We start from the raw sequence: 14,855 nt of genomic DNA, 5'->3' as shown, positions 1-14,855 counted from the left end.
ATTCATGTTGATATTTACACAGGATTGGTTTAAAATAGGACAGTCATAGGCAGATCGGGACTGACGAGGCAGCATTCAATAATCCCCAAGCAGAGGCGATTATGGCAAAGCTGGAGACCTGGCGGAGGCTGCTAGAGCAGGCCATCAGCAATGTGCATGAGCTTCGGCGTCTGTCGCAGGCTGTCGGTGTCAACAGTATCACCATCATGCGCTGGGCCAGAGGGCAGAGCAGTCCGCGTGCGGAGCACCTGCGGCAGCTCTATCAGGCGGTCCTTCGTGCCCATCCCGTGCTGGCAGAGCAGTTGCGGCAGGCCAACCCTGAGCTGCTGGGCAAGCCATTGGTCGGAGGTGAAGACCACCAGATCCCGTCGACCTTTTATCGCCGCATTCTGACCACCTGCCTCGAATGCGCACCGGCCCTGCGCTCTGTAACCATGCGCAACCTTATTTTTCAGCAGATGCTGAGCCAATTTGATCCGCACGAGCTTGGCCTGAAAATCACCCTTATCCAGTGCGTGCCACCTGATCCGCGCGCCCAGAAAGTACGCAGTCTACGCATCACCCAGGGACGAGGCACCCCACCCTGGCGCTCGCTGCCGGAGCGCGAGTTGCTCCTCCTGGGGGCCGAATCGCTGCCTGGCCAGTGCGTGGCCACTGGGCACTACGCCATCGTGCCAAGCCGCGCCGATCTGAGTTACTATTTCCCCACGCACAGCGAGCCTCTGGCCGAAAGCACGCTTGTTTATCCTTTAGCACAAGGAAGCAAGGTCGCTGGCTGTCTTTCGATCGCCAGCACTCAGCCCAACTATTTCCACCAGTCTCAGCTCGACCTGGCCCGAGACTACGCCTACCTTCTGACGTTGAGTTGTACGCCAGAAGAGTTTTTTGACAGCAGCCAGATCGCGCTGGGCATCATGCCCTCGGCAGCAGAGCAGCGCCCCTACACCGCAACTTTCGTGGGTCGGGTGCTAGAAAGGCTGCGCCAAGCTGCTCAGCGTGGCATGCCCATCTCGCACATGCAGGCTGAACTCCTCGTTCTCCATGAGATCGAGGACGAACTCTTACTCCTTGGTCAGCGCTGGCAGGGTCTCGCCATCAACTAGAGTCCTTGGCCAGCGCGACAAGCCGCCAGTTCTGCCCTGAACCTTCCCATGTCCCCTTAAGAGTGAGAGGCCCCGACTGCGATTTCCCTGACCCCCTCTGCCACACTGAGATGATACAATCTATGACGAAGGGCAAGCCGCCCAGATCGGAGCAGCGCCCAGTCGAGATCGAGCTACTATAGGAAAGGAGAGATGGACTCAATGCTCCTCGGCGAGGGCAGCGTCAGCGAGCCACTCACTCCAACTCAGGTGAGCGCACTGCTGGAGCGCACCTTCGAATCAGTGACCCTCAGGGGGCAGCGCGTTCTGATCATCATTCCAGACGGCACGCGCAGTGCGCCCCTTCCTCTCCTGTTTCGTCTGCTGAACGAGCAACTGTACGGTCGAGTGGCCCAGCTCGACTACCTTATTGCCCTTGGTACGCACCCGCCGCTGAGCGAGGCCGCCATTACGGCCCTGGTGGGTCTATCGGCGGCAGAGCGCGCTCACTACTATCCCGGTCTGCGCATCTTCAACCACGAGTGGAACCGGCCCACAATGCTGCAGACCCTCGGCAGCTTGAGCGCGGAGGAAGTCGAGGAGTTGACCGCCGGACTCCTCAGGGAGGAGATCGTTGTCTCTCTCAACCGCCGCATTCTCGACTACGATCAGTTAATCATCTGCGGCCCTGTCTTCCCACACGAGGTCGCTGGCTTCTCAGGAGGAGCCAAGTACCTTTTTCCCGGCATCGCCGGACCGGAGATTATCAACACCACCCACTGGCTGGGCGCGCTCGTGACCAGCCTCCACACAATTGGAGTCAAGGATACGCCCGTACGCCGCCTGCTGCACCGCGCTGCCGAACTCGTGCCCAGACCGCTGCTCGTGCTGGCCCTTGTGATGCAGGGGCAGAATCTGCATGGACTCTACATCGGCGACTACCGGCAGGCCTTCGAAGCGGCCGCCAACCTTTCGGCGCGCCTCAACATTGTTACCCATCCACGCCCCTACCAGCTCGTGCTGGCGATGGCCGCCCCGCTCTACCCCGATCTGTGGACGGGCGCCAAGGCAATGTATAAAACTGAACCAGTCGTGGCCGACGGCGGCGAGGTCATCATCTATGCCCCCACAATCAGCGAATTCTCCTATACCCACGGCCCCCTGATCGAGCGCGTTGGCTATCACGTGCGCGACTACTTTCTCAAGCAGCCCGAGCGCTTTGGTACTATCCCCGGCACCATTAAAGCCCACAGCACCCATGTCAAAGGGGCCGGCAGCTACGACGCTATCACTGGACGTGAACAGCCACGTATCCAGGTAACTCTGGCGACCGGCATCGAGGCCGAACGCTGCCAGCGCGTCAATCTCGGCTACCGGGACCCACGGACCATCGATCCTGAAAAGTGGAAAGGACGTGAGGCCGAGGGTATCCTGGTCGTCGAGCAGGCCGGCGAGGTCCTCCATCGCCTCCGCGACCACTGAGAGACCGTCGGGCGCGCTCCCCCCAAAGCGGCCAACCAGCCAGCCAGTCAGTCAGCCAGAAGGCCAGGCGAGAGGGAAGAATTTCTCCTTGTTGGAGTTGTCGATCCGCGGCCAGATGGGGCGGCGAGCAAGCGAAACGAGAGCGATTCAGAAGAGCAGAGAGACAGCCTCGCGCTCCCTGTCCCTCTCCTGTCTCGCCTGCTCACCCTCTTCCAGATGATCACTTCTCTTCCCCGGCCCAGGCCCGAGGTTTCGAGGCAGTCGCCTGGCCAGGGAGAGTCACCGGCATAGGGGCTGCCTGCCCGCTGTCAGCTCAAACCACCTCGCGACGGGCAATTCCGCCAGGATAGGTCAGACAGGTCAGACTGCACCCACGCTCGCGCACATTGGAGATCTCCAAACCAAAGCGATGCAGCTTACTGCGCACCGAGGAGAGCGCGCGGCGGATTGGGCGCAGCTCCTGCTGCCAGCGCTGGCTACCCTGAGCTTCGAGTAGACGCTGACGGCAACGAGCGATGGCGTTGGGAGTCACCGGCGCTGACAACAAGCTGGCAAGCAAAACCTCGTAGGGACAATAATGGGGGAAAGCCTGTAAAATAGGTTCAAGGACACGCAGCTCATTGATGCTAAACTGCTGATCAAGCACCATTTTCCCATCACAAAGCAAAGAGAGCGTCCGCGTACCCAGGCTCAAGGCCAGGGTCTGCCCAGGAGGCAAGAGGTCCTGAAAAGCAAAGTGGAGAATGCGCGTCTCCGCCCCTTTTCGACGTTTTCTAAAATGAGTCAATGTCTGCTCTGACATAGCATTTTCCTTTATGCAAAAGCAACGATACAATACAGGTCACGCTCTAAAGGAACTGACCAGCACTGTGAAGCAGCAACTTTCTCCTTCCCTGTCCAGCCAAGCCCCCGCAGCACCGAGCCGTGATCAACCAGCCTGGAGGCGCGCCCCATTTCAACGACCACGCCGCCACCCCCACTGAGCGAGGCCCGGCACTGGAGGCCAGCCGCGATTGGAAGAGCAACCATGAATCGACAGCTTCCAATCGATGCCCTCGCAGGATATATAGCACAGGGAGCCGATGAGCCATAGGCGAGTAGCCAGAATTGCCGGGGCGGTCCTACGGATGAGTGGACGGTTTCATCGGCCAGGGAAGCCTATTGAAGCTTTCCTGGCTCTCGCCAGCCACCGCCGAGCGGTGTGTAATTGTTAACCGCCAGCAGCGGTCAATGTTGCCGAGAAAAACGGTTATCAGTTCCTGGAAAAATAGCCACCAATGGGACGACAATTGCCAGCAGGTCAGCTATACTGGTCTTCGACAGTCTGACAGTGCGTCAAAAGAGCACTTGCTGGAGGCGGTGGCAGGGACTACTTTCACCCATGCTTTGCTGACGATGTCTCTAAAGAACGAAAGAGCGTTGCAGAGTGGCGCAGGAGCGTTGGGAACCACATTCCCTGGCTTATGTCTAAAAACCATCATCTGGCCAGCATGCAGGCTTTGAGAAGCTCTTCAACCGTCGAACCGATAGAGGCCGCCTCCCGCATCTTGCCGCTGACCAGTGAGTGACCCACGGCTCCGGCACTGCTCCGCCCGGTTATGGAGAGTCCGATCAGCCCAAAGCCGATCGATGGCGCAGTGAGAAGTGAGAAAGCCATGATTCCGATTGCTCGCCCCCTGTTAGGAGCTGAGGAGGAGGCTGCCATCCACGAGGTCCTGGCCTCTGGTCTGCTTGCTCAGGGCAAGTACGTTGCTGCTTTCGAGCAGCGTTTTGCAGAACTCTGCCAGGTTGGCGCCGCGATTGCTGTCTCCTCGGGCACGGCGGCCCTTCACCTCGCCCTTCTGGCCCACGACATTGGCCCGGGAGACGAAGTGATCACCACCGCCTTCAGCTTTGCTGCAACGGCGAACGCGATCTTGCTGGCGGGCGCCACCCCGGTTTTTGTCGATATCGAGCCGGAAACTTATACCCTCGACCCGGCGCAGGTGGCCCTGGCCCTCAGCGAGCGCACCCGCGCCGTTCTCCCCGTACATCTCTACGGCCATCCCTGCGACCTTGGCCGTCTGCTACCGCTGGTCGAGGCCCATCACTTGATTTTGATCGAGGACGCCTGTCAGGCCCATGCCAGCAGCTTCGCCGGTAAGCCGGTGGGCAGCTTCGGCACCGGCTGCTTCTCTTTCTACGCCACCAAGAACATGACCACCGGCGAGGGGGGCATGATCACCAGCGACGATCTCGACGTCGCCGCACGGCTGCGCCTGCTTCGCAATCATGGACAGGCCAGCCGCTATCACCACATTGGCTTAGGCTACAATTTGCGCATGACCGACCTGCAGGGCGCTCTCGGCCTGGTTCAACTGGCCAAGCTGGAGGAGTTTACTCGCCGACGGATCGCCAACGCCACCTATTTGAACCAGCGTCTGGCGGGCGTCGTGCAGACACCGGTGACACGCCCCGGCTGCCGCCATACCTACCATCAGTACACTATCCGCGTTCCGGCGCGGCGCGATGAGGTTGCCACAGAGCTGCAGCGGCGCGGCGTCGCCACCGCCATTCACTACCCGGTTCCCATCCATCAGCAACCGTTCTATCGCAGCCAGGCCAGCCGCTTCTATGTGGTGAACCCTGAACGACAGATGCGCGTGCGCGGCGATAGCCCGCTGGCTCAGTTACCAGAGACCGAGCGAGCGGCGCGCGAGGTGCTCTCGCTACCCGTCCACCCGGCACTGAGCGAGGCCGATCTGGAGACCATCGCCCGGGAGGTGATCGCCCTATGCGCCTGAAGGCTGCCGTGGTGGGAGCCGGTTCGATGGGCTGGAACCATCTGCGCGTCCTGAAGGAACTGGAGGACTCTGTTCAGCTCGTGGCGGTCGCCGAGACCAACACCAGCGCTTTGCAGCGCGCCGCGCAGCGCTTCCATATCGCTGGCTACTGCGACTATCGCCAGATGCTGGAAGAGCAGCGCCCCGAGCTGGTCGCGGTGGTCGTCCCAACCCACCTCCACTGCGAGGTGGCCGCCTTTGCCCTGGACCTCGGCCTCAATGTCCTGGTCGAAAAGCCCTTGACCAGCACGCCCGAAGAGGCGGAGGCCCTGATCGAGTTGGCCCGCCAGCGCAATGTGCACCTGGCTGTGGGCCATATCGAGCGCTTCAATCCGGCGGTAACGGAAGTCAAGCGCCTCCTGAGCGCAGGCGCTCTCGGACGCATCTTCCACCTGCATGCACGCCGCATCGGGCCTTTCCCGCCTCGGATCCGCGACGTCGGTGTTACCCTCGACCTGGCCTCACACGAGATCGATACGATGCGCTACCTGCTGGACGCCGAGATCAGACAGGTCTCGGCTCAGGTGCAACAGCATATCCATCGCACTTGCGAGGACCTGCTGCTGGGCCTGCTGCGCTTCAGTAACGGCGCTCTCGGGGTGCTGGATGTCAATTGGTTGACGCCGACCAAGGTGCGTGAGCTGACGATTACCGGCGAGAAGGGCATGTTCCTGTTGAATTATTTGACTCAGGATGTCTTTTTCTATGAAAACGACTATACTCCTACTTCCTGGGATGCGCTGCGTTCCCTGACAGGCGTGAGTGAGGGGACGATGACCCGCTTGAAGATCCAGAAGGCGGAACCCCTGCGTCGCGAGTATGAGGATGTGATTCGCGCCATTGTGAACGATAGCAGCCCCTCCGTTTCGGGAGAGGATGGCCTGGCCGTTCTGAAGGTGGTTCAGCAGCTCCTGGCCTCCGCTTTGGCCAATAGCGGCCTGCCCACACAGGGACCAGATGCCTCCTCGGCTGACTACAGCGGCCCAGGCAAAGCTGCCAGGACAGCCCTGAGCCTTTTCCACGAGAGAGAGCCGCATGGGTAGGCCCCTCTCGTCGCCTTCCCGACCCTCTTCCTCTTCAGTCCTGGCCTCAGCCCCAGGGTCCAAGAGATCAGCACTTCTTCTAGGGTCTTGAGCGGAAGAAGGACGGGAATACGAGACTGCAGCGCAGAGAAGAGCATGGAGGAGAACTTTCTGAAGCCGCCAATCACCGCCCTGCCACCAGCAACGGTAGCCGTTGTTGGACTGGGAAAGATCGGGTTGCCGCTGGCCGTACAGTATGCCCGTCACGGATGGCAGGTGATCGGCTGCGATGTCAACCCTGACGTCGTCGAGCAGATCAATGCCGGTCGCTCCCATGTCCATGAGGAGTCTGGTCTGGAGGAGGCCGTGGCCCGGCTGGTCCGCGAAGGGCAATTGCGCGCAACGGGCGATACGGCGGCGGCCGTACGTCAGGCACGGGCCGTCGTCGTGATCGTTCCAGTCCTTATCGATGAGGCCCATCGCGCTAATTTCGCCGCTCTGGATGCCGCTACCCGCGCCATTGGCAGGGGACTGCAGCCCGAGACGCTGGTACTCTATGAAACGACCTTGCCTGTGGGAACAACTGCCCGCCGCCTGGCTCCCCTCCTGGAGGGCGAGTCTGGCCTGCAGGCCGGCGCCGATTTCTGGCTGGCCTATAGTCCCGAGCGGGTCTCTTCAGGCACGATCTTCCGCGATCTGCGCCTTTATCCCAAGGTCGTGGGGGGAATCAATCCCCTCAGTACTGAGATGGCTGTGGCTTTCTACCGCTCGGTGCTCGATACTTCGGAGATTATCACGATGCCCTCGACCGACGACGCCGAGTTTGTGAAACTGATCGAGACCACCTATCGAGATGTGAATATCGCTTTGGCCAATGAGTTCGCGCGCTTTGCCGATGCTCACGGCCTGGATGTTCAGGCGGCGATCGCTGCCGCCAATAGCCAGCCCTATTCCCATATCCATAGTCCCAGCGTTGGCGTCGGTGGCCACTGTATTCCTGTCTACCCTTACTTCTTGCTGGCCGCTGCGGGTGCGGCAGAAGCTAGTGAGCAAGCCGCAGGTACGACTCCCCTGCTCCAGCTCCCCCGCCAGGCCCGCGCCATCAACGATAGCATGGCCGCCTACGCGGTCCAGCGCCTTGAAATGGCCCTCGGCTCCTTACGCGGACAGACCGTCCTGATTATGGGCATCGCTTACCGCGGCGATGTGCGAGAGCTGGCCTTCAGTAGCGCTGCCCTGCTACGAACAGCCTTGCAGGAGCGGGGGGCGCGCGTTCTCGCCGATGACCCGCTCTTTAGTCCCGCGGAAATTCGCGCCGCTGGCTATACACCCTTCTCTCCGTCGGCAGCCGCCGAGGTTAACGCTATTATTCTTCAGGCGGCTCATACAGCTTATCGCTCGTTCGATTTCGGCCTCTTTACTCGCTGTCGGGTGGTGCTCGATGGCCGCCTGGCCTTGCAACGCTCGGAGATTGAGGCGCTCGGAATGCGCTATATCGCGATTGGGGACGGTAGTCCGGGCAAGATGAGGCAGCAGCCGTTGGCTCCTTCTGGCCAGCGCTCTGCAGCCACTGCCAGCCATCAGCCCGAGAGCACCCTGTAGCTGGAGGCTGGCGACGTCGCTTCGTCCGCCCGTATAGCTCTCATGTGCGCATTGCAGAAGATTAAGGAATAGAAGAATTTATGGCCTATATTCTCTTTCTAACGCTGTACTATCCCCCAGAGAAGGGGGCTGCCGCTTCGCGAATCAGTCAGTACGCGGAACACCTGGTGCAGCGAGGCCACCAGGTCACTGTCCTGACAACGGTGCCGAACTATCCAAGCGGGGTGGTCCCTCCCGAGTACCGCGGGCACCTTCTGCAGGAGGAGCTGCGTGCCGGCGTGCGCGTGGTGCGTATCTGGAGTTACACAAGTCCCAACCGTGGTTTTCTGCGGCGTATTCTCGCTCATCTCTCCTTCGGCTGCCTGGCCCCTGTCCTGGGGGCACGCGCCGTCGGGCGCCCGGACCTGCTGATTGTTGAGTCGCACCCGCTCTTCAACGCTATCGCCGGACGCCTCCTTGCTCGCTGGAAAGGTTGCCCCTATATCTTCACGGTCTCTGATCTCTGGCCCGAGTCGGCGGTACAGCTCGGCGTGCTGCGCAACCGCTTGTTGATCCGCCTGGCCGAGTGGCTGGAATGGTCGTCCTACGAACGGGCCCGCCTGGTCTGGGTACTCACCGAGGGCATCCGCGACCAGTTGCTGCGCCGCGGTCTGGCCGCGGAGAAGGTTTTCTTTCTAACGAATGGCGTGGATACCAGGAAGTTCTTCCCTCGCCCCCAGGATGAGGCACGACGGCAATTGGGCTGGGAAGAGCCGTTTACTGTCCTCTATGCCGGCACCCTCGGCATTTCTCACGGCCTGACAACCCTCCTGGAGGCCGCCGAGCAGCTGCGCCCCTATCCGGCGATCCGCATTCGCCTGGTCGGCGATGGCGGCGCTAAACCAGAACTGCTGGCCGAGGCACGCCGACGCGGCCTCGAAAATGTCATCTTTATGGACCCCTTCCCCCACGAACAGGTCCCCCTGCTGCTGGCCGCCGCTGACGCCTGCTTGATTATGATGCGCAAGCTCCCACTCTTTGAGGGGGCCCTCCCCTGTAAGATGTACGAGGCTCTGGCCTGCGGACGCCCGATTCTGCTAGCCGTCGATGGCGAGGCCCGCCGCCTGGCAGCCGAGGAGGCCGGGGCTGCCGTTTTTGTGGAGCCAGAGAATCCAACAGCCCTGGCCCAGGCGATCATCCGGCTCTATGAAGAGCCAGCTCTGGCCCAGGCACTCAGCACTCGTGGTCGCGCTCTGGCAGAGGCACGTTTTGACTACGATCAGCTCAGCGCCCGCCTGGACGCCCAAATCGCCGCCCTCCTCTCTCGTCCCTCCTTCTCACAAGCCCTTTCTTCAGAACCAAAGCAGCAAGAACATAATACGATAGATTCAGAAAAATATATATCATATAGATAAACAGAAAAGCAGTAGATGGCAGGCAGAGGAGAGAAAGGAAGAATCTATGTTAAAAGAGCAGGAATATCAGCAGGGAAGCGAAGCAGAATCACGGAGGGACTACCGGGCGAGCAGCGCCACCCTGAGCCTGTCCGCCATCGCTCATGGCGAGCGAGGACAGATCAGCCGGAGGGTGCGCTGCCGTCTCTCCAGCAGCGATTGGCGACTCATCTTGATCGGCGGCGATAGCCTGCTGTTGCTGGTAACCTTCACCTTGTTGATCGTACCTAACCAGCCAGTAGCCGGCAGTAGTCGTCTTGTCGCCCCCTGGGAAATGCACCTTGCCTGGATCGGCTGCGCCGCTCTCCTGTGGGGCTTTGCCGCTCGCCTGACCCGTGCCTACGATCTCAATGGAATGTCCAGTCGCCTGGTTAGCCCGCTGCGAGCGATCATGACGCTGCTCCTGCTGGCCAGCCTCTGGTTGGCCCTGAGCGCAACCCTGGAAGGCCGCGCCCTGCATTCCCTGCTGATCACAACCCTCTCCTTCACCGGCGTCAGCCTTCCCCTGATCGCCACCTGGCGCCTTGCCGTAGCCCAATGCCTGCATACGCCTCCCTTTCGGCGCCAGGCCGTCATTGTCGGCATCAGCGCTATTGGAGAGGCCATAGCCCGAGAGTTGCAGGTGGCTCCGAGACGCTCAACTATCGATATCTTGGGCTATATCGCTGAAGAAGATGATCTTCAGGCAATGGCCGAGCGGCCTCTGCCCCTGCCGATCCTCGGGGGACGAAGCACGCTGCGCCACCTGATTGAGGAGCAAGCGATCGACGTGTTGATTATGGCCACCGAGTATCGGGAGAATCCCGCTCTGGTCCAGGAAGCCATTACCGGCACCCACCTGGGCATCTCGCTAGTGCCAGCTCTTTGTGTCTACGAGAACGTGAGCGGCAAGATCCCTGTAGAGCAGATCGGAGGTCAATGGTATATCGCCTTGCCAGGCGCGAACCTCTCTCCCCTCTACCTCTGCTGGCGCAAGCTGCTCGATCTGGTCTTCGGCCTGGCTGGCCTTTTAGTGCTGCTGGTGCTGCTTCCTCCACTGGGACTGTTGATCCGCCTTGACTCGCCCGGTCCGCTCTTCCACTGCCAGGAGCGCCTCGGCAAGAACGGCCGTAAATTCAAGATGTACAAGTTTCGCTCAATGCGCGTCGATGCCGAGGCAGATGGGAAAGCTCAGTGGGCCTGCCACAACGATATGCGCGTCACGCGCGTTGGGCGCTTTCTGCGCGCTACTCACCTGGATGAGCTGCCCCAGGTCCTCAATATCCTGCGCGGGGAAATGAGCCTGATCGGGCCTCGCCCCGAGCGAGAGGAGTTCGTGGCCCTGTTGGAAAAAACAATCCCCTTCTATCGCTGCCGGCTCAGCGTTCCACCGGGCCTGACCGGCTGGGCTCAGGTCAAATATCACTATACCTTTACAAGCCAGCAAGCGCTAGAAAAGCTGCAGTATGATCTTTATTACATCAAGCATCAATCATACATACTGGATATCCTCATTATCTTGAGAACGGTTATCGAAGTGATTAAGCTGCGCGGCGTCTAGGTGGGCAGGCGCCAGCTCTCGCCCTTAGACAGCCCGAGCATGGTATACCCCACTGGGATGGGAATGGACACAAACAGTCAGACAGCTCACTGAAGAGGGGAGGGAGAAGGACCGGGAGGAGCCAGCACTAACCTCACCAGCCGGTTGGGGACAGGACCTTCTTACCACTCTTTCCCCAGAAGTTTACAATTCCCAGCCAAGATCGATACATATAACAACGAGAGCAAAGACAGGGCAAAGGTATCTCTAAGAGAGGAACACCCAGAATGACTATTGCTCAGTACGCAGCCGTGCTAGCCAAGCGCTGGTGGCTGGTTGCCATCTGCTGCCTGGCGGTCGGCGCCGGGGCCTTGATCGCCAGCAAGCTGATGACTCCCCTCTACCAGGCTTCGGTCCTTATGCAGGTTACAGTCCGCACAGGCAACAATCTGGCTGACTACAATAACCTGCTGGCCAGCGATCAGCTCGTCGATACCGAGGCTACCCTGGTCACGAGCCAGCCAGTCCTTAGCGAAGTGGCTTCCCACTTTCCGGGCCTGAACGCTTCGACCCTGGCCTCGCGCGTCTCCGCGACCACCGAGACCAACACCCAGCTCTTCAAGATCTCCGTGCTGGATGAAAGTCCGACTCGCGCCGCGGCCCTGGCGAACGATATCGCTCAGACCTTCATTAAGCAGCAGGATGCCGCTATCCAGCAAGACAATCAACGCTCGCAGCAACAGCTACAGCAAGAGCTTACCTCTACAGAAGAGCAAATTAATAGCGTTAGCAATCAGATCAGCAAAATCGAGAGCACCAGCAACGATCAGCAGCAGATCAGCGTCTTGCAGGCCCGGCTCAAAGCCCTGCAGGACCGCTATTCGCAGGTTCAAGAGGCCCTCGTTCAACTGGAGCTGACCGAGGCGGAGAATGGCAATTTTCTGCGGATCGTTCAGCAAGCTTCGCCTCCGAGCAGTCCTGCTCAGCCGCGCACTTTGCTCAATACCGGGGCAGGTCTGGTAACTGGGCTGCTGATCGGGGTCCTGGTGGCCCTGCTCCTCGAACAGCTCGATACGCGCGTGCGCACCGGCGAGCTGCTGGCTCAGCTCTTCGGCTATCCCGTGCTGGCTACTGTCTGGCGCGTGCGCTCCTCGGAGGAGAAGGAGATCTTCAATCCGAAGGATCACTCCGGCCTCATCGAGTCCTACCGTATTCTCCGCACCAATATCGGTTTCTGCTCTATTGATACGCCTGTAAACTATCTGTTGATTACCAGCTCCCTGCCAGGAGAGGGCAAGAGCACCGTCGCCGCCAATCTGGCCATTTTTATGGCCAAGGCGGGGAAGCGCACTTTGCTCATCGATGCCGACATGCGTCGTCCAATGCTGCATCGCCTCTTTGGCGTCTCCGCCGCCGAAGCTGGCCTGAGCAGCGCCATTATGGCTATGAGCCAGTCCTCTACGACGCCTCTGCCCAGCGTCTCCTCTTCTCGCAAGCGCCCAACCGAGCAGGGCGGCATTCTTGATAGCTTCCTCTATGAGACAAGCACCGCCAATCTGTGGCTGATGCCCGCCGGCCATCTTCCACCCAATCCCCCCGAGCTGCTCGATTCGCAGGCCATGCGCAATTTGCTCTCCAACCTGGCAGACTACTATTTCGATATCGTTATCTTCGACGCCCCGCCGCTGCTTGGTCTGTCCGACGCCAGCATTCTGGCCTCGCGGGTAGATAGCGCTCTCCTGGTGGTCGACATCACGCGCGCCCGTAAAGAGCACATCCGTCAGTCGCGCGCGCTGCTGCGCCAGACGGGCGTACGCATCATTGGTTGCGTGGTCAATAAGCAGAAGGAACAGCGCGGCGGTATTGCTCCTTACTACTACCAGGCGGCCGGCGATGAGCATAGCGAATTCGGGAGTCTGACACCTGTCAGCCATCGCTGGGGACAGGAGCGCCAGCCAGGAGGCGAACCCTCTCCAGCTTCAACGAAGGGGATAGGCCAGCTCTCGCCCGTGCAGCCGTCAGCGGGATTGCCCGCGACAGCGCAGCAGCAGCGACCCGCTGCGGGCCAGCCGCTAGCCGAGCCGGCCACTCCCGCTCAGGTGCAGCGTGTTATGACCTCGCCTGGAGGAGCGGGGTCGGAAGGGAAAGGCTCACCGGTTCCGTCCCGTCCCCGGCTGGCCCGAGAGCGCTACAGCGCGCCCAACACCTGGCCGCAGCGTGAGTCTGGCCAGGAGCCTAACAGCCCAGCGGAGCCAGCCGAGACCCCTATTCCGCGTCCAGGCCAGCGTGGTTCCGACATTACCGAGCTGAAAACGCTGGAAATGCCTTCGATAGAACCTCATAGACAGCGTGGAGAGCGATAAGACGGGCTATGAGCATCGTTGAGAAGACCATACTGCGAGGACTCTCGGGCGAGCGCGAGCGGAGGGAGCGATTAACTCCCTCCGCAGGGCTGCTGGCCCTGCTCATCGGGGCCTTGATTCTGGTGGGCATGTTGGAGGTCTTTGCCCCTCTACTGGTGGGAACCGTTATTCCTTCGACCAGTGTCACCCGCCAGGCCGCCTCGATGGCCACCGCCATGATCGCTGGCCTGCTCTTCTTAGTTTTGCTGCTCTATTTGCGCTGCGATGAGATCCTGGCTGTGACCGTCGCCCTGGTCCATCTCTATCTCGACTTCTATATGTCGCTGATTGCAACGGCCCAGTTGCTCACGCTGGTCCTCCTGGTTGTTTTCTTCCTTGGTCGCTCGCCTCAGCGCCCTTGGGCTGAGCCTCGTCCCCTCTGGCTCTGGCTCCTCTTCCTGGGCCTGACGATCTTCCCAGCCCTACGGGGCGCGACCAACCTGGATGACGCCCTTTTCTACTACCCGAATATTATTGTCGGCTCCTTCCTCTTCTTCTGGCTTGGCCTGAATACAGCGCGCAATTTGCAAAGCCTCTGGCTCAGCCTGGAGCTGCTCGCCGCTTTCGGCGCCCTGATCGCTGCTCATACCATCGTCATCGAGGTAACCGGAAAGTTTATCCTTGGGACCTCGCTCCATGATCCCTTCTTGAAGAGCGTCTCGAACTTCACTCTTGGCGAGACCGGTGTACAGCGTATCGGGGGCTTCTTTGTAGACCCTAACTGGAACGGCACTTTTTTCGCCTTTGTTCTGTTTATTCCCCTGGGTCTCTATGCCCACACCCGTTCATGGGTAGCTCGCCTGGTCTATTTGAGCGAGGCCCTGCTTATCGGTCCAGCTCTCCTGTTCACTTTCAGCGGTGGAGCCTGGGTGGCCGCCTGCTGTGGCCTGATCCTCTTTTTGCTCCTTGTTGATAGCTGGCGCTTGCGCTTGCAGATCGCCTTGAGCATCTTTCTGGTCTCGCTGATCTTGCTGGTTTTTTTCTCTGATCAGCTTCAGCTTCTCTTCGGCCACTTGACGGGCCAGGGCGAGCTATCCCTGCGCCTGGGCGCCTGGGAAACAGGCCTGAACGTGATTATGGCTTACCCGCTCACCGGGGTGGGCTTCGGCTTGAGCATCTATATGCAGGACTCTGGACCCTACCGCTCGCCTCTGCAGTATGTGCCCCTGGCCCATCCTCACGATTCTTATCTGGAATTTGGCGCTATGGGGGGCCTGCCCGTGCTGGTGGTCTTTCTCGCGCTCCTGGCCTGCTATCTCTGGAAGGGCTGGCGCAACTGGCAGTTGTGCGACTCCCGCCATCGGGCCTTGCTCGCCGGTGGCCTGGCCGCCGTTGGGGCGCTGTGCATCAATAGCATCAGTATTAATGGCTGGACTCTGCCGCCGCTGGCTTGCTTCGGCTGGCTCATGCTGGGCCTGATCTCCTCGCCCCTGCTCCATGCCAGTTTAGTTGCTACTCCTGCTACGGCAGACGCACACACCCATGATTGAT

11 protein-coding genes are annotated in these 14,855 nt (G+C 60.3%); 9 read left to right on the top strand and 2 right to left on the bottom strand.

Annotation, left to right across the window (positions count from 1 at the left end; translation table 11 throughout):
- The first annotated feature begins 101 nt into the window (after positions 1-101).
- Complete coding sequence (locus ACFMO7_RS06500; protein ID WP_376794706.1) at positions 102-1,103, top strand: hypothetical protein; 1,002 nt, start codon at positions 102-104, stop codon at positions 1,101-1,103.
- A 192-nt stretch (positions 1,104-1,295) separates the two neighbouring features.
- Entirely contained in the window at positions 1,296-2,564 is a 1,269-nt protein-coding gene (locus ACFMO7_RS06495; RefSeq protein ID WP_376794705.1) for a lactate racemase domain-containing protein, read from the top strand.
- A 313-nt stretch (positions 2,565-2,877) separates the two neighbouring features.
- Here the strand turns inward: ACFMO7_RS06495 and ACFMO7_RS06490 are convergent, their stop codons facing one another.
- Positions 2,878-3,366, bottom strand: coding sequence for a hypothetical protein (locus ACFMO7_RS06490; RefSeq protein ID WP_376794704.1), 489 nt, complete (start codon positions 3,364-3,366; stop codon positions 2,878-2,880).
- Positions 3,367-4,041: 675 nt separating this feature from the next.
- Positions 4,042-4,221 carry a hypothetical protein gene (locus tag ACFMO7_RS06485; RefSeq protein ID WP_376794703.1) on the bottom strand — a complete coding sequence of 60 codons (180 nt, stop codon included), beginning with the start codon at positions 4,219-4,221 and terminating at the stop codon, positions 4,042-4,044.
- On the opposite strand from ACFMO7_RS06485, the gene ACFMO7_RS06480 reads away from it, so the two are divergent.
- The 7 genes from ACFMO7_RS06480 to ACFMO7_RS06450 all read left to right on the top strand — a co-directional run bounded on the left by ACFMO7_RS06480 (position 4,220) and on the right by ACFMO7_RS06450 (position 14,854).
- The gene (locus tag ACFMO7_RS06480; protein WP_376794702.1) at positions 4,220-5,347 is read left to right on the top strand and encodes a DegT/DnrJ/EryC1/StrS family aminotransferase; all 1,128 of its coding nucleotides are present in this window, start codon (positions 4,220-4,222) and stop codon (positions 5,345-5,347) included. The genes ACFMO7_RS06485 and ACFMO7_RS06480 overlap by 2 nt on opposite strands.
- Positions 5,338-6,429: a Gfo/Idh/MocA family oxidoreductase gene (locus tag ACFMO7_RS06475; RefSeq protein WP_376794701.1), complete on the top strand. Its 1,092-nt coding sequence runs from the start codon at positions 5,338-5,340 to the stop codon at positions 6,427-6,429. The genes ACFMO7_RS06480 and ACFMO7_RS06475 overlap by 10 nt, the downstream gene beginning before the upstream one ends.
- 135 nt (positions 6,430-6,564) lie before the next feature.
- Positions 6,565-8,010 carry a nucleotide sugar dehydrogenase gene (locus ACFMO7_RS06470; RefSeq protein ID WP_376794700.1) on the top strand — a complete coding sequence of 482 codons (1,446 nt, stop codon included), beginning with the start codon at positions 6,565-6,567 and terminating at the stop codon, positions 8,008-8,010.
- An 80-nt stretch (positions 8,011-8,090) separates the two neighbouring features.
- Positions 8,091-9,404 carry a glycosyltransferase family 4 protein gene (locus tag ACFMO7_RS06465; RefSeq protein ID WP_376794699.1) on the top strand — a complete coding sequence of 438 codons (1,314 nt, stop codon included), beginning with the start codon at positions 8,091-8,093 and terminating at the stop codon, positions 9,402-9,404.
- A gap of 46 nt (positions 9,405-9,450) precedes the next feature.
- The gene (locus ACFMO7_RS06460) at positions 9,451-10,983 is read left to right on the top strand and encodes an exopolysaccharide biosynthesis polyprenyl glycosylphosphotransferase (protein ID WP_376794698.1); all 1,533 of its coding nucleotides are present in this window, start codon (positions 9,451-9,453) and stop codon (positions 10,981-10,983) included.
- Between the two features lie 266 nt (positions 10,984-11,249).
- A complete protein-coding gene (locus ACFMO7_RS06455) occupies positions 11,250-13,325 on the top strand; it encodes a P-loop NTPase (RefSeq protein ID WP_376794697.1) in 2,076 nt (691 codons plus the stop codon).
- An 8-nt stretch (positions 13,326-13,333) separates the two neighbouring features.
- Positions 13,334-14,854: an O-antigen ligase family protein gene (locus tag ACFMO7_RS06450; protein WP_376794696.1), complete on the top strand. Its 1,521-nt coding sequence runs from the start codon at positions 13,334-13,336 to the stop codon at positions 14,852-14,854.
- The last annotated feature ends 1 nt before the right edge of the window (position 14,855 follow it).

The sequence above is a fragment of the Thermogemmatispora sp. genome (assembly GCF_042408735.1).
Lineage (GTDB): Bacteria > Chloroflexota > Ktedonobacteria > Ktedonobacterales > Ktedonobacteraceae > Thermogemmatispora.
Note: the sequence above shows the minus strand (reverse complement) of the source record. Positions and strands in the feature narration are given on the sequence as shown.

Excerpts from the sequence above, each read along its gene's own strand:
- ACFMO7_RS06500 (WP_376794706.1), top strand. The coding sequence starts at position 102 with ATGGCAAAGCTGGAGACCTGGCGGAGGCTGCTAGAGCAGGCCATCAGC.
- ACFMO7_RS06495 (WP_376794705.1), top strand. The coding sequence starts at position 1,296 with ATGGACTCAATGCTCCTCGGCGAGGGCAGCGTCAGCGAGCCACTCACT.
- ACFMO7_RS06490 (WP_376794704.1), bottom strand. The coding sequence starts at position 3,366 with ATGTCAGAGCAGACATTGACTCATTTTAGAAAACGTCGAAAAGGGGCG.
- ACFMO7_RS06480 (WP_376794702.1), top strand. The coding sequence starts at position 4,220 with ATGATTCCGATTGCTCGCCCCCTGTTAGGAGCTGAGGAGGAGGCTGCC.
- ACFMO7_RS06485 (WP_376794703.1), bottom strand. The coding sequence starts at position 4,221 with ATGGCTTTCTCACTTCTCACTGCGCCATCGATCGGCTTTGGGCTGATC.
- ACFMO7_RS06475 (WP_376794701.1), top strand. The coding sequence starts at position 5,338 with ATGCGCCTGAAGGCTGCCGTGGTGGGAGCCGGTTCGATGGGCTGGAAC.
- ACFMO7_RS06470 (WP_376794700.1), top strand. The coding sequence starts at position 6,565 with ATGGAGGAGAACTTTCTGAAGCCGCCAATCACCGCCCTGCCACCAGCA.
- ACFMO7_RS06465 (WP_376794699.1), top strand. The coding sequence starts at position 8,091 with ATGGCCTATATTCTCTTTCTAACGCTGTACTATCCCCCAGAGAAGGGG.
- ACFMO7_RS06460 (WP_376794698.1), top strand. The coding sequence starts at position 9,451 with ATGTTAAAAGAGCAGGAATATCAGCAGGGAAGCGAAGCAGAATCACGG.
- ACFMO7_RS06455 (WP_376794697.1), top strand. The coding sequence starts at position 11,250 with ATGACTATTGCTCAGTACGCAGCCGTGCTAGCCAAGCGCTGGTGGCTG.
- ACFMO7_RS06450 (WP_376794696.1), top strand. The coding sequence starts at position 13,334 with ATGAGCATCGTTGAGAAGACCATACTGCGAGGACTCTCGGGCGAGCGC.